Genomic DNA, 23035 nt, shown 5'->3' with positions numbered 1-23035 from the left:
CAGTCGCCTACACGCCCGCCGTCAGCGCCTTTTGCCGCGCGGCCAGCGCCGCGCCGATGAAGAGGGCGATGGCCGAGGCAATCAAGCCCCGTTCCAGGCCTGCGGGGCCGTCGGCGATCCAGCCGACGACGATGGGGCCGACGATCTGGCCCAGCGCAAACACCGTCGTGTAGGCGCTGATGCCTGCCGTCCAGGATTGCTGCGGCAGGTTATGCCGTACCAGGGCCGTGGTCGACGCCACCACCGACAGGAATACGGCGCCGAAGACCAGGCCGGAGAAGAACACGACGGGTACAAAGCTCGTCAGTGCGGGCAGGATGGTCACTGCGCCCAGCACGCCATTCAATATCGCCAGCGATTCGCCGCCCTTGTAGCGGTCCAGCATGCGCGCCCAGATGCGCGACGACGCTACCACCGCCAGCCCCAATAAGGTGTAGAACACGGTGATCAAGGTGGCGCTCATGCCTTGCTGCTTGAGCAGGGCGATCACGAAGGTCATGTAGCCGATATAGCCGACGCCAAACATGAAATAGCCTGCCAGACTGGGCAAGAAATCGCGCCAGGCGAAAGGCCGCGGCGTGTCGAGGGTACGCGGCGCTTCGCCGATCACTTTCGCCGGCAAGGCCATGATGGCGGTGGCGAGCAGGCAGGCGATGCCCAGTGCCAGCCAGGGCCACTGCCACGCATGCGCGGCGCCGTGCTCCTGGGCGGACGCCAATGCGGCCGGCACCAGCAGGGCAGACAAAGCAATGCCGAAACCCGTGCCACCGTAATACAGCCCGATGTAGAAGCCGGCGCGCTGGCTGTGCATGGAACCGAGCCGCGCCGCCAGCACGCCGCCGGCGATGAACATGAAGGCGCTGGCTACGCCCGCGCACACGCGCTGCAGGAACAGGGTGGCCGTGTCGCTGACGAGGCCCGACATCAGCATGAAGATGCTGGCCAGCACGGAACCGATGATCAGCAGGCGCCACACGCCCAGGCGGCGCATCAGGGCGGGCGTGGCCAGGGCGCCGAGAAAATAGCCGAGTGCATTGAAGGTGTTCATGGCCCCGGCCAGCAGGTAGGACCAGCCCAGGTCGGCGCGCATGGGCGGCAGCAGCAAGCCGTAGGAAAAGCGCGACAGGCCGAGGGCGACGGCGGCACCCAGCGAGAGCGCCAGCGCCGTGGCCAGCGGATGGGCCGGGGAATGATCGTGTGTCGGCATGGCCTTGGGACCCGTTTATGTGAACAGCGTGGCGTTGGCGCCGGGGCAGGCCGGCGGGCGAGGTCTGTGAGTGACAGTGGCATAGGGCGCTGACGACACGCTTTTTTACTATCAAGTTAATGAATTGGCGCTGGGAAGTCAAGCAGGGCCGCACCTGTGTATGGCGGGCAATAGTGCAATCCTTGCCATCGTTACTTTTGGAGAGAATTGTGAGACATGCAATACCATATAATTGCAATTAGGAAATTAACTTGCTTAAAATCAATTTTGCAGGTGGCTCCTGATCCTCCATATCATAAGGGCACTATGAACAAGAATAAACCCGGCGCGTTGTTGATTGCAGCGCTGATTGGCGCGGCGTTGGCTGGCTGCGCTTCCGAATCCTCGCAAGCTTTGGCTGTCCCTACGGTTGCCAGCGCAGCCCGTCCCTACGTTGGTCCACGCACGCTGATCGCTGTCGGCAAGTTCGACAATCGCTCGAATTTCATGCGCGGCATCTTTTCCGATGGCGTCGACCGCCTGGGCAGCCAGTCGAAAACGATCCTGATTGCGCACCTGCAGACGTCCAACCGTTTCAACGTGCTCGACCGCGACAACATGGCAGAACTCAAGCAGGAAGCCGAGTTCAAGAAGCAGGGCCAGAATATCAAGGGCGCCGATTTCGTCGTCACGGGTGACGTGACCGAATTCGGCCGCAAGGAAGTGGGCGACAAGCAATTGTTCGGCATCATGGGCCGCGGCAAGACGCAAGTGGCCTATGCCAAGGTTACCTTGAACGTCGTCAATATCGCCACCTCGGAAGTCGTGTACTCGGCTGGCGGCGCCGGCGAATACAGCCTGTCGAACCGTGAAGTGCTGGGTTTTGGCGGCACCGCCAGTTATGACGCCACCCTGAACGGCAAAGTCCTGGACCTGGCCATGCGCGAAGCGGTCGAGCGCCTGGTGGCTGGCGTCGAAGCGGGCGCATTGCGCAAACAATAAGGTATCCCATGAAAACAATGATGAACAAGGGCGCAGCCCTGCTGGCGCTGCTCGCCTGTGCCGCCCTGACCGGTTGCGCCACGCAATCGAAGACCCTGTACCAGTGGGAAGGCTACCAGCCGCAAGTGTATGAATACCTGAAGGGTGAAAGCCCGGAGCAGCAGATCGCCGCCATGGAAAAAGACTTGCAAGTGATCGGTGCCAAGGGCAATCACGCGCCGCCGGGCTACCACGCCCACCTGGGCATGCTGTACTCGATCGCGGGCAAGCCGGAGCAGGTCGCGGCGCAGTTCGAAGACGAGAAAAAACTGTTCCCGGAATCGACGCCGTACATGGATTTCCTGTTGGGTAAATTGAAAAAAGGCGAGAAATTATGATGTCGCGCATGTTGAAAATGGCCCTGTGCCTGGGTCCTGCCATCTTCATGGTCGGTTGCGCCACCAAACAGGCGGCATACGACTACACCGCCTTCAAGGCAGCCAAGCCCCGCTCGATCGTGGTCTTGCCGCCGCTGAACAATTCTCCGGAAGTCAATGCCGGCAACAGCGTCTATGCCCAAGTAACCTATCCGCTGGCCGAAGCGGGCTATTATGTGCTGCCGGTGGCCGTGGTCGGTGAAACGTTCAAGCAGAACGGCTTGACGAACGCCGCCGATATCCACGGCGTCGATGCGAAAAAGCTCAACGAGATCTTTGGCGCCGATGCGGGCCTGTACGTGACGATCTCCAAGTACGGCACGACGTACGCCGTGATCGACAGCGTGACGGTGGTATCGGTCGATGCCAAGCTGGTCGACCTGAAGACGGGCGCTTTGCTGTGGCAGGGCGCGGCCAGTGCGTCGAGCAACGAAGGCAATAACAGCGGTGGCGGCGGCCTGATCGGCGTGCTGGTGACGGCGGCCGTCAAGCAGATCATCAACACCAGCACCGACGCCAGCCATCCGCTGGCTGGTACGGCGAATGCGCGCATGCTGTCGGCCGGCGTGCCGAATGGCCTGTTGTACGGCCCACGTTCGGAACGCTACCTGGCGCAGTAATGGTATTACCAGGCCCGGCGCTTTGCCGGGCCTGTCGCAATGTCAACGACCGGCCTGTCGTGAGCATGCCCAATGTCGAATACCAGCCCAGTCTCTACTTCATGGTGGCCATGCGGCCGATGGTGGGGCAGACCCATGGCCTGGAGAATTTCCCGGACATGACGCAGTATGCGCGTCCGGTCACTGTCGCCACGGTGGACGTGACCCTGAGTCGCCAGCAGGGCCTGTGGCGCTTCGATTTCAGCGCCAGCTAGAGCGCGCCGACCTGCACCGGCCTGCGCCGGCGCCAGAACGGCGCCGACGGCCAGCGCGTTTCTTGGCCGTAGCAGTACGCCAGGTGGCGTGCGTATGCGGCGCCGATGGCCGACAATTCCCTATGGTAGTGTTGGTAGGCTTGCAGCTCACCCTGCAGCGTGCGGTCGGCGGCCTCGGCGGCGGCCAGGCCCGTGTACAGGGCGTTGAAGATGCCTTGCGACGACAGCGGATCGAAGCTCAGGGCGGCGTCGCCGACGGCGAACCAGCCTGGGCCGGCGCCGGTGTCCAGGGTGGCCGTATGGGCAGGCGTGGCCAGGGTTGGTGTATCGGCCATGTAGCCTTGTTGTTCCAGCAATTCCCGCGTGGCCGGCAAGCGCCGCGCCGCCGCTTCCAGCCAGCCGGTATTTCGCAAGGCGTTGCTGTCGAGCAAATCTGCATCCGTGTGCAGGGCCAGCACGCGGCGCTGGCCGGGCAGGGGGGCGCTGTACCACCAGCCGTATTCGCAAGCCTCGATGTGGGCAAAACCCCGCGCCGAGGGTGTGCGCTCATGTCCATATTGCCATACTGAAACTAACCGGTCGCTGCGCTGGCGCCGCGCCCCGATTCCGCGGGCCAGCCGGGCGCTGCGGCCCGTGGCGTCGATGACGATGCGCGCCGCCGCGTCGCAGGGGCCGCGCGATGTTTCCAGCCGTACTTTCCAGCCGCCATCTTCCGGCGTGATGCCGGCGACCTTGGCCGAAGCCAGCAACGCGGCGCCGCGCCGGCGCGCCTCGTCGCGCAGCCACAGGTCGAAGCTGCCGCGCGCCAGGTGCCAGCCGTGCCCGTCGGGATCGCTGAGAAAATGGTGTTCCGTCCAGGCGCCGTTCCACCAGGCGCGGTTGCCGTGGTAGGGCGCATGGCCCTGCCGCAGGAAGGCGTCAAGCAAGCCCATGTCCTGCAGCAGGCGCGCGGCGGCCGGCGGCAGCGATTCGCCGATGCGCGCCAGCGGCGCGGCCAGCCGGTCTACCAGCAAGACCCGGTGCCGCCCTGCCAGGTTCAGGGCGGCCGTGGCGCCGGCCGGACCGGCGCCGACGATGAGCACGTCGGCCTGCAGCACGGTCACAAGCGGTGCCGCTGCAGATGGCGCGCTTTTTCCGTGCCTTCCAGGTCGACGTCGACGAACTCGTCCGGAATTCCTGCCGCGGCGCGCAGCTGGTGCTTGCCGGCTATCGGCTGCGGCAGGTTTTCCACCTGCAGGAAGGCGGGGAAACCGGTCATATCCGTGGGGCCGGGACGCACCTCGACCACGCCCACTTGCGCCAGGTCGGCGATCATGTTGTTGATCTGCTCTTCATAGCTGATGTTACCCAGCGGACGTATCCACGCGGCACGCCGGGCGAAGGCGGCCAGACGGTCGTCGATGGGAATTTCGCGGTTCATCACCGTGTCGTAGGCAAGCTTGCTCATCACCTGGTTCGGCACGCGCGCGGGCCAGAACGTGGGCACGTAGGGATCGTAATCGGACTGGTAGCCGGAGCGGCAGCTGGCCGTGTCCGTCTGCCATGGCACGGCCATCCAGCGCGTCACGCCGCCGGCGATCTGCGCCGAGCAGGGGCTGCCGATATTGTCCGGCGTCAAGACGGCGCCATAGTCGGGCTCCACCCAGCCCGGTGGCCGGTGCGCCAGGCGGAACGGTGCGCTGTACATGCTGGCCTGCCGCATGGGCCAGGTCATTTCGCAGCCGGGGTGGAAGGCGTCGGCCAGGCAGAATTCCATGGCCGCGCGCAGCAGGGTGTCCGGTTGCAGGGCCACGTCCACGTCGGCCAGGCTTTGCGGCGGCACCTTGCCGGGCGCGTAGTCGTCCGTGAATTCGCCGGCCGCCCATTGCTTGAGGAAGCGCAATTGCAGATTGCTCAGGGCGCAGTTCTGGCGCGGCGTGTCTGCCGGCGGGATGGCCATCGCGTCGCCATACAGCCACGGCCACGGCGATGGCGCCCAGGCGTCGCGCTCGAACTGGCGGAACTGGTTATAGATGACGTTGCGCCATTCCTTGCGGTTTTCGGACGGGCTGGCCAGGCGCGCCATCCACTCGTCGCGGCTGAACGGCGTGCTGCCATCCCAGCCAAAGGCGGCCGCGAAGCCGGCGTTGACCCATTGCAGGTTGGACAGGCGTTCGAAAATGGGGCGGATATCGTCCTGGAACGAGGGAACGGCCGGCGCGGCAATTTTGCCTTCGGAAACAAACAAGTCGCGCATCAAGTCCCACATGGTGCGCACCGACTTTTGCTGCGGCGCATAGTCGGGCGGCGCGACGACCACCCAGGCCATGTCGACGGGCAAAGCCTGGCCTTGGTAGTGGACCTTGGCGCAGACGGGGCCGTCGGCCGTGTCGTCGTACCAGCCTTCATTGTTGGCAAAGGTGATGGCGCGCGCGCCATTCCACGAAGCGGACTTGCCATGGCCGCCCAGCACGATCAGCCGGCCCATGGCGTCCGTGCGCAATTCGCCCAGGTAGACGGGCGTGCCCAGGAAGCTGCCGCTGTCGAAGGCGACGGCCGGCTGTTCGCTGCCGCTGATCTTGCGCTCGCCCGGCGTGATGGACAGTTGCGCGCGGTCGGTGACGGCCATGTTGCGCAGGAACGAGGGCTGGGTGACATGCGCCTCGGGAATATCGAGCGCGATCTGGAACTGGTACCACGCCGCCTTGGTATTGGCCAGGGTGACGGACCATTCGATGTCGGCATTGCCGGCGTTCAATTCGGCCACCGCCACGCCAGCGGCATTCAGGCCGTAGATGCGAAAGCCGGCCGCCTGGCGTTTGATGGCCCCGGATGCATCGCGGTAATACCCGGCCGGCCGCGCCGCCGGTTCCGGCACCTCCGGTCCCAGAAAGTACTCGCTGGGGCTGTTGCCCACGCGGGCAATGCCGATGGGCGGATAAATCGCCGCCTTGACGATGACGGTATCTTGGGTGGAGCTGGACATGGCAGGCCTTTCCAGGTGCGTGGAGGGAAGGAAAATATACCGCATAAAAAACGCGCCAAATGCGCACATAGTCACGCTAGCGTGAATTCCGGCGCCAGATCGGGCAATGCAGTTGCTGCGCAGATTGACTTGTTGCCGGCATGCAGGTATCTTGGGCTGGCATTGCCTGTTTGTTAATATGTGAAATAGTATATTCATCCGATATTTTTCTATGCAACCTTTAAGGAATGATATGAAAATCAAGGCTATTTTCTGTGTTGGCGCGGTATCCCTGCTGGCCATTCTGCCCGTATCGCAAGCGGCCCAGCCTGGCGAGGCGCTCGCTGCGGCGGTACCGCCTGCGAAAGGCGTGGCGCTGTTTCCGCAAGAAGGGAATATTCCACCGTTCCGCGGATCGAAGTAAGGCCACTGCGGCAGCCCATGCGGCGCGGCGCCGGTCAAGGTAAGATGGTGGCTTTTTCAAGACCTTGAGAGGCCCCGGGTGCGCGTATTGCTGGTGGAAGACGATCCGATGATCGGGGAAAGCCTGGTCGAAGGCTTGCGCGGCGAGTGCTATGCCGTCGACTGGGTGCGCGATGGCCACGATGCGGAGCTGGCGCTGGCCGGCTTCGCTTACGACCTGATGCTGCTCGATCTGGGCTTGCCCGGCAAGGAGGGCATGGACGTGCTGCGCGCCATGCGCGCGCGCGGCGCCGAGTTGCCCGTGCTGATCATCACGGCGCGCGACGGCACGCCGGCCCGCGTGGAAGGGCTCGACAGCGGCGCCGACGATTACCTGGTCAAGCCCTTCGACCTCGACGAGCTGCTGGCGCGCATCCGCGCGTTGCTGCGGCGCCGGGTCAGCCGTTCGCGCTCCGTCATCGAGCATGGCGCGCTGATCCTCGACCTGGCCAGTCACGACGTCACGTTCGAAGGGGAGCTGATCAAGCTGCCGCCGCGCGAGTTTTCCGTGCTGCGCGCCTTGCTCGACCATCCGGGCAAGGTGGTGTCGAAGCGCCAGCTGAGCGAAAAGCTGTACGGCTGGGATTGCGAAGTGGAAAGTAATACTGTCGACGTGTACGTGTACCAGTTGCGCAAGAAGCTCGGCGCGGACAGCATCCAGACCGTGCGCGGCGTGGGCTACAAGATGCGGCTGGCACCATGCTGACCATCCGCCGCCAGTTGCTGCTCGGTTTGCTGGCCGCCACCTTGCTGTGCGTGCTGGGCGCCGGCATTTCGCTGTTCCGCTCGCTGCTGGAAGAAACCAATGAACTGGCCGACTTGCAGCTGCGCCAGCTGGCCGTGGTCATGCCCGACGAGTTCGAGCCGCAGGCGGGTCTGGCCGCCGCGCAAGACCCGGAAGAAGCGTTCGTGCTGCAGGCCTGGGACGAGGATGGCCAGCCCTTGCCCGTCCTGCAGGGCCAGCCGGCACTGCCGCGCTATGCGCTGGCCGGCTTTGCCGATGTCGTGCTGCACGGCGAAGACTGGCGCCTGTACGGCGAGACGCGGCGCGGCCGCTACGTGCAGGTGGCGCAGGCGCAGGCCGTGCGCGACCAGCTGGCCTGGCAGATGACCATGCGCGCCGGCGCGCCGCTGCTGGTGTTCGCGCTGATCCTGGCGCTGCTGATCGTCGCCGTCGTGGGGCGCGCGCTGGCGCCGCTGCACCGGCTGGCCGAATCCGTGGCGGGCCGTTCGCCGGACGCCCTGACGCCGCTGGCGGCCGACGACATGCCGCCCGAATTGCGGCCCGTGGCGCTGGCGCTGAATAGCCTGATGGGGCAGTTCGAGGCGGCGCTGACGGCGCAGCGCACCTTTGTTGCCGATGCCGCGCATGAATTGCGCTCGCCGCTGACGGCGCTGAAATTGCAGCTGCAGGTGGCCGAGCGGGCCGGCAGCGAGGAAGAACGCCGCGTGGCCCTGGCGCGGCTGCACGAACGGCTGGACCGCAGCACGCACCTCGTGCGTCAATTGCTCAGCCTGGCGCGCCATGAAACGGCGTTGACTTCCAGCCAGCTGCACACGGTGGACCTGGGACAGTTGCTGGAAGCGGCCGTGGCCGACCACAGCGCGCTGGCCGACAGCCGCGCGATCGACCTGGGCGTGGTGGAAACGTTGCCGGCCAAGGTATTGGTGCAGGCTGATCCTGACGGCTTGCAAGTGTTGCTGAATAACCTGATCGATAACGCCTTGCGCTACACGCAGCAGGGCGGCCGGGTCGACTTGCAGGCGGCGGTGGAAGAGGGCCGGCCCCTGCTGCGCGTGTCCGACAACGGCCCCGGCGTGCCGCGCCAGCACCATGCGCGCCTGTTCGACCGCTTCTTCCGTCCCGACGGCAACGACGCCTGGGGCTGCGGCCTGGGCCTGTCCATCGTGCGCCACATCGCCGAGCACCACCAGGCCGATATCGCGCTGGCCGATGGGGAAGAGGGACGGGGCCTGGAGGTGACGGTGCGCTTCCCGCAGCCAGCCTGAAAGCAAAAAAAGCGGATGCCGGCGAGGGCATCCGCTTTTCAGTCACGGGAGAGGCGCTGAAAACGCTTACGCCAGCTCGGTGATGAATTGCTCGCGCGCAGGGCGCACTTTTTTCAGGTCCACCAGCCAGTCGCCTGCGTCGGCGCGGTAACCGAGCGGCAGCATGACGACGGAACGCAGGCCTTTTTCGCGCAGGTTCAGGATTTCGTCGACCTTGGCCGGATCAAAGCCTTCCATCGGCGTCGAATCGACTTTTTCCTGCGCCGCAGCGATCAGGGCCGTGCCCACGCCGATGTAGGCCTGGCGCGCCGCGTGCTGGTAGTTGGTTTCCGCATCGCGCTGCGGATATGTGGCCAGGATTTGCTGGCGGTACGCTTCCCAGCCTTCATTCTTGAAGCCGCGCACGGTGTTGACCAGGTCAAAGCGCGCGTTGATGCGTTCTGCCGTGTAATTGTCCCAGGCGGCAAACACCAGCAAATGCGAGGCATCCGTCACTTGCGACTGGTTCCACGCGTGCGGCTTGATCTGCTCGCGCAGGGCCGGATTCGTCACGACGAAGACTTCGTAAGGATGCAGTCCGCTGGAACTGGCCGTCAGGCGCACGGCTTCCAGGATGCGCTCGACCTTCTCTTGCGGCACCGTTTTCGTCGGGTCCATCTTCTTGGTGGCGTAGCGCCATTGCAGTGTTTCGAGCAGTGCGGACATGTAAATCCCTTTCATAATGAATAGTTCAGATTGGAAATGATAGCGGATTCGGGCATTTCAAGTGCGCTGGACAAAAAAGTACCGGTATAGCGCACTCATGCACGGTTGTCTACAGGCCAACCATGGCAAGTTCAATCTCCGGGTAGCGCGCGCCCTGCACGCTGGCGGGCGCGATGGCGGCGCCGATGGCGGCCAGCTCGCTGTCGCTGAGTTTGACCTGCGCGGCGGCCACGTTCTCTTCCAGGTGCGCCAGGCTGCGGGCGCCGGGAATCGGCACGATGTCATCGCCTTGGGCCAGCAACCAGGCAAGGGCCAGCTGGGCCGCCGTGGCGCCGCGCGCCGCCGCCAGGCGCTGCAGTTCGGCCACCAGCTTCGCGTTGGCCGCCATCGCGGGCGGCTGGAAGCGGGGCAGACTGTGGCGGTAGTCGTCGGGCGCCAGTGCGGCGCTGGACGCGAGCTGGCCCGTCAGGAAGCCCCGGCCCAGCGGGCTGTAGGGCACGAAGCCGACGCCGAGGGCGCGGCAGGCGGGCAGCACCTCGGCTTCCACGTCGCGGCTCCACAGCGAATACTCGGATTGCACGGCTGCAATCGGGTGCACGGCATGGGCGCGGCGCAGGGTGGCGGCCGACACTTCCGACAGCCCCAGGTGGCGCACCTTGCCCGCCCGCACCAGCTCCGCCATGGCGCCGACCACGTCTTCGATGGGCACGGCGGGGTCCACGCGGTGCTGGTACAGCAAGTCGATGCACTCGATGCCGAGCCGGGACAGCGATGCTTCCACCGCCTGGCGAATATGCTCGGGGCGGCTGTCCACGCCCGCCATGCGTTCCACGCCCTGGCCGTGGGGCAATATCTTGAAGCCGAACTTGGTGGCGATGTGGACCTTGCCGCGCAATGGCTTCAGGGCGCGGCCCACCAGTTCCTCATTGACGTAGGGGCCGTAGACTTCCGCCGTATCGATCAGGGTCACGCCCAGTTCCACCGCGCGGTGCAGCACGCGCAGCGAGGTGGCCTCGTCCGCGCCGCCATAGGCAAAGCTCATGCCCATGCAGCCCAGGCCGATGGGGGCGACGCGCAAGCCGGAGTGGCCCAGTGTTCTGTGTTCCATTTTTCACTCCTCTTCAAAAAAGATGCAAGGAGTATGGATGAAGCAACAGCGTGCGATAAGATAGCTTATGCTGCATGTATTACTGAATTTTTCTCATGAATAATGGCTGACCTCAACGAATTGACGGCCTTTGCCGCCGTCGCCCGCCTGCGCAGCTTTCGCAAGGCGGCCCTGGAACGGGGCGTCTCCGCTTCCGCCCTCAGCCATGCGCTGCGCGCGCTGGAAGAGCGCCTGGGCGTGCGCCTGCTGAACCGCACCACGCGCAGCGTCACGCCGACCGAGGCGGGCCAGCAGCTCCTGGCGCGGCTGGCGCCGGCCATGCGCGAAATCAATGATGCCTTGCAGGATTTGAGCGCCTTGCAGGATGTGCCCGCAGGCAAGCTGCGCCTGAACGTGCCCCGTCCGGCGGCGCGGCTGCTGCTCGCGCCCATGCTGGCCAGCTTCGTTGCCCGTTATCCGCGCGTGCAGGTGGAACTGATCACCGATGACGGCATGATCGATATCGTGCGCGACGGTTTTGACGCGGGCATCCGCTTCGGCGAGCAGGTGGCGGCCGACATGATCGCCGTGCCTGTGGGCGCGCCGCAACCGTTCGTCGTGGTGGCGTCGCCCGCCTACCTGGCGGCGCATGGGCTACCGGCCACGCCGCGCGCGCTGCTGGAACACGCCTGCATAGGCCGGCGTTTCCCCAGCGGGCGCCAGTATGCGTGGGAGTTCGAGCAGGACGGGGAGGGTGTCAGCATTGCCGTCGGCGGTCCGCTGGTGTTCGACGACGATGAATTGATGCTGCGCGCGGCCCGCGATGGCGCGGGACTGGCGTATGTGTACGAGGCTGATGCGCGCGCCGATATCGCGGCCGGGCGCCTGGTGTGCGTGCTGCAGCGCTGCCTGCCGCCGCCGCCCCGTTACTTCCTGTACTACCCGAGCCGGCGGCAGATGCCGCCTGTGCTGCGCGCCTTTGTCGACATGCTGCGCGCGCCGGTGATATAGTCAGCCGGCGGGCGGCGGCGCGGCATGCTCGACCGGCCACTTGATGGTGAACAGGCTGCCGCCCGCCTTGCCACGCGTGCAGACGGCGCTGCCGCCGTGGGCGCGCGCGATGGCCTCGACCACGGCCAGTCCCAGGCCGCTGCCCGCGTTCAGGTCGACCCTGGCGCTGTCGCCGCGGCGGAACGCCTCGAACACGTGCGGCGCCAAATCCTCCGCAATGCCGGGACCCGCATCCTCGACGCTCAGGTAGTACTGGCCGGCCTGCACGCGGGTGCGCACGCGCAGCAGGCCCGGATGCGCATAGCGGCGCGCGTTGTCGAGCAGGGCCAGCACGATTTGCCGGATGCGCGCCGCGTCGCAGCAGACGGGATGGTCCGACAGGTGCAGTTGCAGGGTAAAACCGGCCGCTTCCATCTCTTGCGCCAGCAGGCGGCGCACTTCGCCGATTTCCAGGGTCAGGTCCGTCCACGCCATGCGTAGCTGCATGTGACCGCTGTCGGCCAGGCTCAGGGTGCGCAAATCCTCGATCAGCCGTCCCAGGTCCTCGACTTGTGCCAGCAGGCTGGAAAACGGCACTTCCTCGGGCTTGAAGACGCCATCGACGACGCCTTGCAAGGTGCCGCGCAGGATGGTCACGGGCGTGCGCAGTTCGTGCGCGATGGCCGCATTCCACGTTTCGCTTTCCTTGGCGCCCCGCTGCAGGCGCTCGGCCATGCTGTTGAAATCGTCGACCAGCATGGCCGTCTCGCCCAGGCTGCGGTCGCCCGCGAAGGCGCGCGCGGACAGGTCGCCATGCGCCACGCGGCGCACGCTGTCCATCACGGAATTGATCGGTTTGAGGATGCGCGAAGCGAGCTTGAGGGCGAAAAAGGCGGCCAGGCCCAAGCCAAAGATGGTGATGGCGAAAATCCACAGCCATTCGACGGTGCTGGGCGACCAGTCGTCCGGCTCGGACAGCATGCCGGGATCGATCTTGAAGGCGATGGCAAAGAAGGTCCAGGAACCGATCCAGATGATCAGGATGCTGCTGACCATCAGCACGGACATCGACAGGATGATTTGCCGGTTCAAGCCTGTGAAGCGCATCAGAGGTCGCTTTCCAGGCGGTAGCCCACGCCGCGCAGGCTGGCCGGCATGTTCAGCACGCCTGCTTCTTCCAGCTTCTTGCGCAGCTTGCTGACGTGGCTGTCCACCGTGCGTTCCATCGAATTGCTCTCGGGCATGCACGACTCCAGCAATTCCAGGCGGCTGCAGACGCGGCGCGGCGTGCGCGCCAGGTGGGCCAGCAGGCGAAATTCCGTCAGCGTCAGGCTGAGCGCCACGGCCATGCCATCGCGCAGCACGCTGGCCACATAGGTTTCCTGGTCGATGTCGATGGGGCCGCAGCGCAGGCGCTGGCCGCCCACTGGATGGTGGCGCACGCGCGAGCGGCGCAGCACGGCGGCCACGCGGGCCACCACTTCGGCCGGATTGAAAGGCTTGATGATGTAGTCGTCGGCGCCCACGCGCAGGGCGGCCAGCTTGTCGGCATCCTGGTCGCGGGCTGTGAGCATGATGACGGGCGTTTCGCCGCGCCGGCGCACTTCCGCCAGCACGCCCCAGCCATCGACACGCGGCATTTGCACGTCGAGCAGCAGCAGGTCCGGCGCCAGCGCCAGGTGCTGCTGCAGCGCTTCCTGGCCATCGTGCGCGAAGGCCGTGCGGTAGCCGTCGCGCTCGAGGTACCCGGCGAGAATGCGGGCGATTTGCGGTTCATCTTCGGCGATCAGGACGAGGGCGGAAGGGGGCGTGGTGGCAAGGAAGGAGGGCTGGCTGGCGCTGTGATGATAGTTCATCCAAATAGTCTAGCATTCTTCGCTGTCTCCATCGAATCTCCACATTTCTTTGACGGAACATCCATCTTGGCCTTCTATGCTCTTGTTATCTGTCGACCGGACCGCCGGTTGGGATCTGCCATAGAGAAAGACCATGCATCCGAGCCATTTCACCAAGAAAAACATGTTGATCGCCGCGGCACTGCTCAGCCTTGCCGCCTGTTCCAAACCCGCGCCGGAAGAAGGCGCCGCGCCGCCCGCCGCCGTGACGGTGCTCAAGCTGCAAGCGGCGCCCGTCGTCCTCAGCGACGAATTGCCGGGCAGGGTGGCCGCCTTCCGCACGGCCGACATCCGCCCGCAGGTGGGCGGCATCGTGCTGCGCCGCCAGTTCGAGCAGGGCGCCGACGTGCAGGCGGGACAGAAGCTGTTCCAGCTCAACCCGGCGCCATTCCAGGCGGACGTCGATTCCGCCGCCGCCGCCCTGCAGCATGCGGTGGCCACGGCGAACCGCGCCAGCAGCCAGGCCGACAGGTTAAAACCGCTGGTGGAAGCGGACGCCATCAGCCGCCAGGCGTATGACGACGCCGTGGCCCAGCGCGAGCAAGCCGTGGCCACCGTGGCGCAAGCGCGGGCCAGCCTGGCGCGGCGCCGCCTGGACCTGGCCTTTGCCAGCATCGAGGCGCCCATTGCCGGGCGCATCGGCTCCGAACTGGTGACGGAAGGCGCGCTCGTGGGCCTGGCCGATGCCACGCCGATGGCGCGCATCCAGCAGATCGACAAGGTGTACGTCGACGTGCGCCAGCCGGCCGCCGCGCTGGCCGCGCTGCAATCCGCTGGGACCGGTGGCGCGGACAAGCTGCCCGTGACCATTTTGGGCGCCGATGGCCAGCCGCATCCCGTCACGGGCCGCATCCTGTTCTCGGGCATCAGCGTCGATGCAGGCACGGGCGACGCCGTCGTCCGCGTGCTGGTCGACAATCCGCAGCGCCAGTTGTTGCCGGGCATGTTCGTGCGCGCCCGCATCGCCCGCGCCGTGCAGGCAAATGGCGTGCTGTTGCCGCAGCAAGCCGTCTTGCACAGCAGCAGCGGCCAGGCGCAGGCCTGGGTGCTCGATGGCACGAACAAAGCCAGCCTGAAACCCATCACGGTGGGCGACGTGGTCGAGCACCAGTACGTGGTCAACGGCGGCTTGAAGGCTGGCGAAACCGTCGTCATCGAAGGCCAGGAACGCTTGCAGCCTGGCGCCACCGCCGCGCCGCAGCCGTGGAAGCCGGCCATCGTGGCAACGGCGGCCGCCGCCAAGGCGCGTTGATGCACCATATGAATACAATGAAAGCCTAACGACATGCCTCAATTTTTCATCAACCGCCCCGTCTTTGCGTGGGTGGTGGCGGTCTTCATCGTCCTGTTCGGACTGATCGCCATACCGCAATTGCCGATTGCGCGCTTCCCTTCGGTGGCGCCGCCCAGCGTCAGCATCAGCGCCAACTACCCTGGCGCCACGCCGCAAACCATGAACGATTCCGTGGTGGGCTTGATCGAGCGCGAACTGTCGGGTGTCAAGCACCTGCTGTATTTCGAGTCGTCCACCGACACGTCGGGGTCGGCCTCGATCACCGTCACCTTCCAGCCGGGAACGAATCCGGAAATGGCGCAGGTGGACGTGCAAAACCGCCTGAAAGCCATCGAACCGCGTCTGCCGCAGGCCGTGCGGCAAAATGGCTTGACGGTGGAATCGGCGTCGTCCGGCTTCCTGATGATCGTCAGCCTGATTTCCGAGAATGGCCAGCACGATGAAGTGGCGCTGGGCGATTACCTGGCGCGCAACGTGACGGAAGAGCTGCGTCGCATTCCCGGCGTAGGCAAGGTGCAGCTGTTCGGCTCCGAGCGGGCCATGCGCATCTGGGTCGATCCGGCCAAGCTGGTGTCGTACAACATCGCCATGGGCGAGCTGACGGCCGCCATCGCGCAGCAAAATGCACAGATCGCGCCGGGCCGCCTGGGCGATTCGCCCGCCGTGCACGGCCAGCGCGTGACCATTCCGCTGACGGTGCAGGGCCAGTTGCAAACGCCGGCCGAATTTGCCGCCATCGTGCTGCGCGCGAATGCGGATGGCTCGAAAGTGACCATCGGCGACGTGGCGAAAGTGTCGCTGGGCGCGCAAAGCTTCAATTTCAGCATCCGCGAAAACGGGCAAGCCGCGTCGGGCGCCGCCATCATGCTGTCGCCGGGCGCCAACGCCGTGCAGACGGCCAGCGCCGTGCGTGCGCGCATGGCCGAACTGGCGCACACCATGCCGGCCGGGATCAAGTACTCGGTACCGTTCGACACGGCACCGTTCGTGAAAATCTCGATTGAAAAGGTCATCGTCACGCTGTTGGAGGCGATGGTGCTGGTGTTCCTCGTCATGTATCTGTTCCTGCAAAAGATACGCTACACCCTGATTCCCGCCATCGTCGCGCCGATTGCCCTGATGGGCACCTTCACGGTGATGCTGCTGGCCGGCTATTCCGTCAACGTGCTGACCATGTTTGGCATGGTGCTGGCCATCGGCATCATCGTCGACGACGCCATCGTGGTGGTGGAAGCCGTCGAGCGGCTGATGGCGACGGAGGGCTTGTCGCCGAAGGAAGCGACATCGAAAGCCATGCGCGAAATCACCGGTGCGGTCGTGGGCATCACGCTGGTGCTGACGGCCGTGTTCATCCCGATGGCCCTGGCCAGCGGCTCCGTGGGCGCCATCTACCGCCAGTTCACGCTGGCCATGGCCGTGTCCATCCTGTTCTCGGCCTTTTTGGCCTTGAGCCTGACGCCGGCCTTGTGCGCCACCATGTTGAAACCGATCGGCCCGCACGACCACGATAAAAAAGGCTTCTTCCTGTGGTTCGACCGCCAGTTTGACCGTATGACGGCGCGCTACGAAAAAGGCGTGGTGGCGATGCTGAAACGCGCGGGCCGCTCGATGGTGCTGTATGGAGCCATCGTCGCGGCGCTGGGCGTGGCTTTCATGCAGCTGCCGTCGGCCTTCTTGCCGGAAGAAGACCAGGGCTACTTCATCACCTCGATCCAGCTGCCGTCCGACGCCACCATGGAGCGCACGCTCGATGTCGTCAAACTGTACGAGCAGCACGTGGCCACGCGGCCCGGCATCGAAGTGAACCAGTCTATTCTCGGTTTCAGCTTTTCCGGCGCGGGACCGAACGCGGGCCTGGCGTTCACCATGCTGAAGGACTGGAAACAGCGCAACGGCGCCACGGCGCAGGAAGAAGTGGCGCTGGCGCAGGAAGCCATGTCGCAGGCGAAGGAGGGCGTGATCATGAGCCTGATGCCGCCCGCCATCGATGAACTGGGCAACTCGTCCGGCTTTTCCATGCGCCTGCAAGACCGCGCCAACCAGGGTATCGCTGCCATGCAGGCGGCGCAGAACCAGTTGCTGGGCCTGGCCGCGCAAAGCAGCAAGGTGGCGGGCGTGTATCCGGACGGCTTGCCGCCCGGCGCCAGCGTGCGCCTCGATATCGACCGCACCAAGGCGGAAGCGCTGGGCGTGTCGTTTACGGCCATTGCCGACATGCTGACGGCAGCCATGGGTTCGACCTATGTCAACGATTTCCCGAACGCCGGCCGCATGCAGCAGGTGATCATCCAGGCCGATGCGCCGTCGCGCATGCAGCTGAACGATGTGCTGGCCTTGCGCATCCGCAATAACGCGGGCGGCATGGTGGCCCTGGGTGAACTGGTGCGCCCCGTGTGGAGCGAGTCACCGCTGCAGCTGGTGCGCTACCAGGGTTATCCGGCGGCGCGCATTTCGGGCAGCGCGGCACCGGGCGTATCGAGCGGCGACGCCATGCTGGAGATGGAACGCCTCGTGAAGCAATTGCCGACCGGCTTCGCGCTGGCGTGGACGGGCCAGTCGCTGCAAGAGAAGGAATCGGCGTCGCAAGCGCCCATGCTGATGGCGCTGTCGATGCTGGTGGTCTTCCTTGTACTGGCGGCCCTGTATGAAAGCTGGTCGATTCCCGTCTCCGTGATGCTGGTCGTGCCTTTGGGCTTGCTGGGCGCCGTGCTGGCCGTGATGTTGCGCGGCATGCCGAACGATGTGTTCTTCAAGGTGGGCATGATCACGATCATCGGCCTGTCGGCGAAGAACGCGATCCTGATCGTCGAGTATGCGCGCCAGCTGCAGGCGCAAGGCAAGGGCTTGGTCGAGGCGACGGTGGAAGCGGCTAGATTGCGCTTGCGTCCGATTTTGATGACGTCACTGGCGTTTGCGCTGGGCGTGGTGCCGCTGATGCTGGCCACGGGTGCCAGCGCCGAGACGCAGCACGCGATCGGCACGGGCGTGTTCGGCGGCATGATTACCGCCACCGTGCTGGCCGTGTTTTTCGTGCCCGTGTTCTTTGTCGTGGTGCTGGGCGCCGTCGACAAGATGGACCGCTATTTTAATAAACGCAGTCATCACACCGCCATCAAGGCGGTGGAAGGGGAGTTGTAATGCGCTGGTTTTATCTGTTACCGATCGCCGGCTTGTTATCGGCGTGTTCATTGACGCCGCCGCTGGTCAAGCCGGCGGCGCCGATACCGGCCAGTTATGGCGAGGCCGCAGTGCCAGCCACGGCCGACACTGCGGCGGACCTGGGCTGGCGCCAGATGCTGCTCGATGCGCGCCTGCAGCGCCTGGTCGGCATCGCGCTGGAAAACAATCGCGACTTGCGCGTGGCGTCCCTCAACGTGGAAGCCGTGCGGGCCCAGTACCAGATCCAGGATGCGGGCCGCTATCCGGCCATCGGCGCGAATGCGGGTGGCGTGCGCCAGCGCGGCGCCGATGCGGTGACGCAAAATCAGTTCACTGCGGGCATCGCCATGAGCGCGTTCGAGATCGACCTGTTCGGCCGCCTGCGCTCGCTGTCGGATGCCGCCTTTGCCCGTTACCTGGCCACGCAGCAGGGTCAGCGCGCCGCGCACATGGCCCTGATCGGCGCCGTGGCCGATGCTTACCTGGAGCAGCGCCTGGCCGAGGAACAGCTGGCGCTGGCGCGGCAAACCCTGCTTGACTGGCGTCAGGCCCTGGTCCTGACGCAGCGCCTGCATGGCGCGCAGCAGGGCAGTGGCCTTGACGTGGCGCAAGCCGAAGGGCAGGCGGCCACGGCGGAAGCGGACGTGCAGGCGCGCGAGCGGGCCGGTGCCCTGGCGCGCAACAACCTGGAATTGTTGCTGGGCGCGCCGCTGCCAACGGACTTGCCGGCAGGCCGGCCGCTCGATGGCCAGCCCGTGCTGACGCAGCTGCCGCCCGGCCTGCCGTCGGACTTGCTGGCGCGCCGCCCCGATATCCTGCAGGCCGAATATGCGCTGGTCGCGGCGAATGCGGAAATCGGCGCCGCCCGCGCCGCCTTCTTCCCGCGTCTGTCGCTGACGGCGTCGCTGGGCTTTGCCAGCCCGGAACTCAGTGACTTGTTCCGCGGCAGCGCGCGCAGCTGGTCGTTTGCGCCGCAAGTAACGCAACCGCTGTTCCAGGGCGGCCAGCTGCGCGCGGAATTGCAGCTGTCGCGCCTGCGCAAGGACGTGGCCGTGCTGCAATACGAACAGGCGATCCAGGCAGCGTTTCGCGACGTGCGCGACGGCCTGGCCGGCAGCGCCACGTATGCGCAGCAGATCGCCGCGCAAGAACGCGTGGTGGTGGCGGCGCAGCAGCGCCAGCGCCTGTCGCAGCTACGCTACGACGCGGGCCAGGACAGCCGCCTGGAATTGCTCGACGCGCAGCGCCAGTCGTACGCGGCGCAGCAAACCCTGCTCGACGCGCGGCGCGACCAGTTCAAGTCGGCCGTGGCCCTGTACAAGGCGCTGGGGGGAGGGCTGGAAGAGTAGGGCTTAGCGGCGCCTTGCCGGCGGCGCCAGTGCCAGCGACCACGGTTCCCGTCCCGGACGCAGGGCATACGCGACCAGTGTGCCGTCGCCGCTGGAATCGGCCAGCACGGCCGCCACGCCGTGGACCGGATCGCCGGACAGGGCACGCAGGTCGAAGTTTGGCACGCCCAGGCGGCTCCACCTTGGCTGGGCGCCCGAGTCCAGCATGCACAGCTGCCCCTCGCCATAGGCGACGAAACCATCGTGGAAATTGCCCGTCACCATCTCGATGGCCAGCGGTGGCGGCGGCAGCGCCGTCCAGGCGTCGCCGCCGCGTGACAGTTTTGCTGCCGCAGCCTCACCCACCGCTAGCATGCCATGCTGCCAGTCGCCGGCGATCAGGGTGGCCTTGCCGCGCAATGGCGGGGGCAGGGCGGCGCAGCGCTCCCATGCATTCCACTCACCATTGCCATTGGCCGACCTGTCCAGCCGGTACAGGCCGTGGCCATCGGCGGCCAGCAGCAGGTAGCCGTGATGGTGGTCGCCGGCCAGGCCGGCCATGCCGGTGCCGGCAGGCGGCCCCGCGACGTCTTTCCAGCGCGCCTCCGGCTGGCCCAGGGCGGCGAGAAAACGGATGGCCGTGCCATGCACCAGCGTGGTGTAGCCCGCGCCATCGCCCAGCAGGCAGGCGAACGCCGTGTCGCCAGGCACGAAGCCAGGGGCCTTGGTGCAGTCCAGCCAGTACAAGTTCCGCTCGACCTGGGCCAGGCTGCGCAGCGTGCCATCGTCGCCCAGCAGGACGATGCCCTTGGCGGGACTGCCGGCGATGCGGATGTATTTGCTCATGAGGGTATCCTTATGGCGTATCGGTTTGCTGACGGTCTACTGTGCCAGACGCCTGTACTGCCGTGGCGGGCAGGCGCAGCTCATCTTTATCATGCCGTAAAAGCGCTGATCGGGCGGTTGCGCGCCAGGCTCCAGCCCGTCGTGTTCTGGGCTGCGGGCTGGCCGTCCGCACGCTGCACGCTGTGGCTCCAGAGGATTTCCGTAAAGTTCAGCTTGAACTGTTCGGTCGGCATGTCATCGGGATGGGTTTGCAGCTGGATTTCGCTGATCAGGGCATCGCGCAGCGAGATGGTGATGATGTTGACCGTCTTGTCGCCCGAGTTGCGGGCGATGGACAGCTTGGTAGGCTGGGCGGCACCCCTGCCCAGTGGCTCGGCGCGCAGGCACAGTTCATACAGCTTGACGGACGTCTGGTCGACATATTTGACGCAGGTAAATTCCGTGATCACGGGCCGCCCGGACGTGCGCGCCGCATTGCTGACGTCGGTCGTCACTTGCTGCTTCATGCCTTGATGTAAGGACATCAGCTCGATGCACTGGCCCATGCCCTGAAACGCGGCGGCGTCGCTCCAGGCGGTGTCGATAAGACTTCCGCCATTGCTACCGTCCGTCGCCTTGCCGAATACGAGTTCCCCGTTGCCGGGTTCCAGCAGGATCAAATCCATGAAGATGTTCCCTTGCAGTCAATGTGTACGGGCTTTTTGCGCTACAGACGGATATGGCGCGGACGTGGCACTTGCCAGCCTGCCTCGGCGTAGATGTCGACAAAACAGATTTTCAGCTGCGCCATGCCTTGCGAGACGAAGAATACGCGGGCCGTGGCCTCTTGCCGGTCGCGGGTGATGTACCACACGGCGTCGCCCCGTGCCAGGCCCCGGCTGCTGACGCGGTGCACCAGCAAATCGGCATTGTCGCGCGGCACGATGGCCACCCGCACGTCGGCTTCTCCCATGGTCTCTGATTGAAATATGCGCGCCACTCTCTGTTTCCACTTGTCGTCGTGCCTGCGACTATACACTGAAAAAGTTGCATAAACACAAGCATCAATGGCGCCGAAATAAATTTTTGCATGGCTGCATCCAAACGCGCGCATGGCGAGTAGTACAGGGGTGCGCTCGCCGCAAGGGCGGCACGAGCGGCACTTCCACTCACTCTTACAGGGGCCACGATCATGCCGATATTACCGACCTTGCCATTTGCCAAGCTGCTGCTCGTTTCCGCCGTCGCCATGACCTTGTCTGCCTGCGGCGGCGGCAGCGACCATGCCGATGTTGTCGTTCCGCCAGCGCCACCCGTGGCGGTGGCGGGCGATGTCTTCGTGCTCGCCGCCAGTAATAAACTGCTGTCGTTCGACCGCGCCACGCCAGCCACCATCCGCACCACGGCCACCGTGACGGGTTTGCAAACTGGCGAAAACCTGCTGGGCATCGATTTCCGTCCCGCCGATGGCGAGCTGTATGGCGTTGGCAGCACGGGGCGCATCTACACCCTGAATGGCGTGACGGGCGCCGCCACCGTGAAGGTCACCCTGGCAGCCGATGCGGCCGACGCGACGGCGCCCTACACGGCGCTGGCCGGCACGGAGTTCGGCGTCGATTTCAACCCAGTCGCCGACCGCCTGCGCATCGTCAGCAACACGGGCCAGAGCCTGCGCATCAATGTCGACACGGGGGCCACCACGACGGACGGCAATATCAATGGCGGTGCAGTCAATGCCGCCGTCACGGCGGCCGCCTACAGCAACAGCTTCGCCGGCACGGCCAGCACCACCTTGTTCGTCATCGATGCGGCCAACGCCACCCTGTACACGCAAAATCCGCCCAACAACGGCACCCTGGCCAATGCCGTGCCGCTGGGCGTGGCGGCCACCGGCGTCGCCGGTTTCGATATCGATGCGCGCACGAATACGGGCTACGCCGTCATGACGGTGGCCGGCGCGCGCAACCTGTACACCCTGAACCTGGCGGCCAGCACGGCACCGGCGACCCTGGTGGCGGCCATCGGCGTGACGGAAGAATTGCGCGGCATCGCCTTGAAGGCGCCGGGCGCCCCCATCGCCTACGGCCTGACGGACGACAATCGCATCGTCAGCTTCAAGACGGCTACCCCGAACACGCTGGACGCCAACGTGGCCGTCACGGGCCTGGCGGCGGGCGAGCGCCTGCTGGGCTTTGATATCCGTCCGAAAGACGGCTTGCTGTACGGGATATCGTCAACGGGGCGCATCGTTACCATCGCCCCGGACACGGGTGTGGCCACCGTCAAGGCGACGCTGGCGGCCGATGCGGCGGACGCCACCGCGCCCTACACGGCCATCGCCGGCACGGCCTTCGGCGTCGACTTCAATCCCGTCGCCGACCGCCTGCGCGTGATCGGCAACACGGGGCAAAGCCTGCGCATCAATGTCGACACGGGCGCCACCACCACCGATGGTGCCGTCAACCGCGCCGGTGCAACGCCGGCTGTCACGGCGGCGGCCTACAGCAACAGCTTTGCGGGCACGGCGGCCACCATGTTGTTCGATATCGATACGGCCAGCGCTGCGCTCGCCCTGCAAAATCCGCCGAATGACGGTACTCTCGTCAATGTGGGGCTGCTCGGGTTGGCCGTGGCGGGCGACGTCGGCTTCGATATCGCGGGTGGCGCGAATGGCCTGGCCCTGGCGGCCTTGCGCACGTCGGCCACGGGACCGAGCTCGCTGTACCGCATCGACCTGGCGACGGGTGCGGCCGTGCTGAGCGGCGGCGCGGCCACGCCGGCCGCGTCCCTCGTCGGCAACGGGTCGGTGGGACTGGTCGATATTGCCATCGCGCTCAAGTAAGGAAATACGCCGCAGC

The 23035-nt window shown here is 65.7% G+C and carries 22 protein-coding genes; 12 read left to right on the top strand and 10 right to left on the bottom strand.

What is annotated here, in order from left to right:
- Positions 1-7 precede the first annotated feature (7 nt).
- Positions 8-1207 (bottom strand): YbfB/YjiJ family MFS transporter, encoded by a 1200-nt coding sequence (locus CSQ93_RS05380; protein WP_099377093.1) that lies wholly within the window; start codon positions 1205-1207, stop codon positions 8-10.
- A 306-nt stretch (positions 1208-1513) separates the two neighbouring features.
- Here CSQ93_RS05380 and CSQ93_RS05375 point away from each other — a divergent pair, with 306 nt between their 5' ends.
- From CSQ93_RS05375 to CSQ93_RS05360, 4 genes are read left to right on the top strand one after another with little or no spacing between them, the layout of a single operon-like run.
- The gene (locus CSQ93_RS05375) at positions 1514-2188 is read left to right on the top strand and encodes a CsgG/HfaB family protein (protein WP_071077629.1); all 675 of its coding nucleotides are present in this window, start codon (positions 1514-1516) and stop codon (positions 2186-2188) included.
- An 8-nt stretch (positions 2189-2196) separates the two neighbouring features.
- Complete coding sequence (locus tag CSQ93_RS05370; protein WP_225240994.1) at positions 2197-2565, top strand: DUF4810 domain-containing protein; 369 nt, start codon at positions 2197-2199, stop codon at positions 2563-2565.
- On the top strand, positions 2562-3224 hold the full coding sequence (locus tag CSQ93_RS05365; protein WP_099377092.1) for a DUF799 domain-containing protein: 663 nt from the start codon (positions 2562-2564) through the stop codon (positions 3222-3224). The genes CSQ93_RS05370 and CSQ93_RS05365 overlap by 4 nt, the downstream gene beginning before the upstream one ends.
- 59 nt (positions 3225-3283) lie before the next feature.
- Entirely contained in the window at positions 3284-3478 is a 195-nt protein-coding gene (locus tag CSQ93_RS05360; protein ID WP_158301127.1) for a hypothetical protein, read from the top strand.
- Here CSQ93_RS05360 and CSQ93_RS05355 read toward each other — a convergent pair.
- Positions 3475-4581, bottom strand: coding sequence for a tryptophan 7-halogenase (locus CSQ93_RS05355; protein ID WP_099377090.1), 1107 nt, complete (start codon positions 4579-4581; stop codon positions 3475-3477). The two genes, CSQ93_RS05360 and CSQ93_RS05355, sit on opposite strands and share 4 nt — an antisense overlap.
- On the bottom strand, positions 4578-6443 hold the full coding sequence (locus tag CSQ93_RS05350) for a LodA/GoxA family CTQ-dependent oxidase (RefSeq protein WP_099377089.1): 1866 nt from the start codon (positions 6441-6443) through the stop codon (positions 4578-4580). The genes CSQ93_RS05355 and CSQ93_RS05350 overlap by 4 nt, the downstream gene beginning before the upstream one ends.
- A 232-nt stretch (positions 6444-6675) precedes the next feature.
- On the opposite strand from CSQ93_RS05350, the gene CSQ93_RS28725 reads away from it, so the two are divergent.
- From CSQ93_RS28725 to CSQ93_RS05340, 3 genes are all read left to right on the top strand, one after another.
- Complete coding sequence (locus tag CSQ93_RS28725) at positions 6676-6846, top strand: hypothetical protein (protein WP_158301126.1); 171 nt, start codon at positions 6676-6678, stop codon at positions 6844-6846.
- Positions 6847-6924: 78 nt separating this feature from the next.
- Positions 6925-7590: a response regulator transcription factor gene (locus tag CSQ93_RS05345; protein ID WP_099377088.1), complete on the top strand. Its 666-nt coding sequence runs from the start codon at positions 6925-6927 to the stop codon at positions 7588-7590.
- Complete coding sequence (locus CSQ93_RS05340) at positions 7584-8894, top strand: ATP-binding protein (protein ID WP_099377087.1); 1311 nt, start codon at positions 7584-7586, stop codon at positions 8892-8894. Before CSQ93_RS05345 ends, CSQ93_RS05340 begins: the two co-directional genes overlap by 7 nt.
- A 66-nt stretch (positions 8895-8960) precedes the next feature.
- Here the strand turns inward: CSQ93_RS05340 and CSQ93_RS05335 are convergent, their stop codons facing one another.
- Positions 8961-9599 (bottom strand): NAD(P)H-dependent oxidoreductase, encoded by a 639-nt coding sequence (locus tag CSQ93_RS05335; protein ID WP_099377086.1) that lies wholly within the window; start codon positions 9597-9599, stop codon positions 8961-8963.
- 109 nt (positions 9600-9708) lie between these two features.
- Positions 9709-10707 carry an aldo/keto reductase gene (locus tag CSQ93_RS05330; RefSeq protein WP_099377085.1) on the bottom strand — a complete coding sequence of 333 codons (999 nt, stop codon included), beginning with the start codon at positions 10705-10707 and terminating at the stop codon, positions 9709-9711.
- Between the two features lie 102 nt (positions 10708-10809).
- Between CSQ93_RS05330 and CSQ93_RS05325 the strand changes: the two genes are divergently transcribed.
- The gene (locus CSQ93_RS05325; protein ID WP_099377084.1) at positions 10810-11697 is read left to right on the top strand and encodes a LysR family transcriptional regulator; all 888 of its coding nucleotides are present in this window, start codon (positions 10810-10812) and stop codon (positions 11695-11697) included.
- Here CSQ93_RS05325 and CSQ93_RS05320 read toward each other — a convergent pair whose 3' ends face one another.
- A complete protein-coding gene (locus CSQ93_RS05320; RefSeq protein WP_099377083.1) occupies positions 11698-12783 on the bottom strand; it encodes an ATP-binding protein in 1086 nt (361 codons plus the stop codon).
- A complete protein-coding gene (locus CSQ93_RS05315; protein ID WP_099377082.1) occupies positions 12783-13532 on the bottom strand; it encodes a response regulator in 750 nt (249 codons plus the stop codon). The genes CSQ93_RS05320 and CSQ93_RS05315 overlap by 1 nt, the downstream gene beginning before the upstream one ends.
- 133 nt (positions 13533-13665) lie before the next feature.
- Between CSQ93_RS05315 and CSQ93_RS05310 the strand changes: the two genes are divergently transcribed.
- Genes CSQ93_RS05310 through CSQ93_RS05300 form a run of 3 tightly spaced genes read left to right on the top strand, consistent with a single transcriptional unit; the run spans position 13666 to position 19373 of the window.
- Positions 13666-14823: an efflux RND transporter periplasmic adaptor subunit gene (locus CSQ93_RS05310; RefSeq protein ID WP_099377081.1), complete on the top strand. Its 1158-nt coding sequence runs from the start codon at positions 13666-13668 to the stop codon at positions 14821-14823.
- 33 nt (positions 14824-14856) lie between these two features.
- On the top strand, positions 14857-18003 hold the full coding sequence (locus CSQ93_RS05305; protein WP_099377080.1) for an efflux RND transporter permease subunit: 3147 nt from the start codon (positions 14857-14859) through the stop codon (positions 18001-18003).
- Positions 18003-19373 carry an efflux transporter outer membrane subunit gene (locus CSQ93_RS05300; protein ID WP_099377079.1) on the top strand — a complete coding sequence of 457 codons (1371 nt, stop codon included), beginning with the start codon at positions 18003-18005 and terminating at the stop codon, positions 19371-19373. The genes CSQ93_RS05305 and CSQ93_RS05300 overlap by 1 nt, the downstream gene beginning before the upstream one ends.
- A gap of 3 nt (positions 19374-19376) precedes the next feature.
- On the opposite strand, the gene CSQ93_RS05295 is transcribed toward CSQ93_RS05300, so the two are convergent.
- The 3 genes from CSQ93_RS05295 to CSQ93_RS05285 all read right to left on the bottom strand — a co-directional run bounded on the left by CSQ93_RS05295 (position 19377) and on the right by CSQ93_RS05285 (position 21177).
- Positions 19377-20198 carry a hypothetical protein gene (locus CSQ93_RS05295; protein ID WP_099377078.1) on the bottom strand — a complete coding sequence of 274 codons (822 nt, stop codon included), beginning with the start codon at positions 20196-20198 and terminating at the stop codon, positions 19377-19379.
- A gap of 89 nt (positions 20199-20287) precedes the next feature.
- Complete coding sequence (locus CSQ93_RS05290) at positions 20288-20863, bottom strand: Hcp family type VI secretion system effector (RefSeq protein ID WP_099377077.1); 576 nt, start codon at positions 20861-20863, stop codon at positions 20288-20290.
- 41 nt (positions 20864-20904) lie between these two features.
- Positions 20905-21177 carry a DUF6150 family protein gene (locus CSQ93_RS05285; protein WP_099377076.1) on the bottom strand — a complete coding sequence of 91 codons (273 nt, stop codon included), beginning with the start codon at positions 21175-21177 and terminating at the stop codon, positions 20905-20907.
- A gap of 192 nt (positions 21178-21369) precedes the next feature.
- On the opposite strand from CSQ93_RS05285, the gene CSQ93_RS05280 reads away from it, so the two are divergent.
- Complete coding sequence (locus CSQ93_RS05280) at positions 21370-23019, top strand: DUF4394 domain-containing protein (RefSeq protein ID WP_099377075.1); 1650 nt, start codon at positions 21370-21372, stop codon at positions 23017-23019.
- The last annotated feature ends 16 nt before the right edge of the window (positions 23020-23035 follow it).

The sequence above is a fragment of the Janthinobacterium sp. BJB426 genome, from assembly GCF_002735705.1.
In the GTDB taxonomy this organism is placed as follows: domain Bacteria; phylum Pseudomonadota; class Gammaproteobacteria; order Burkholderiales; family Burkholderiaceae_D; genus Janthinobacterium.
The sequence above is the reverse complement of the archived record's forward strand: the minus strand, read 5'-3'. Positions and strand labels throughout refer to the sequence as shown.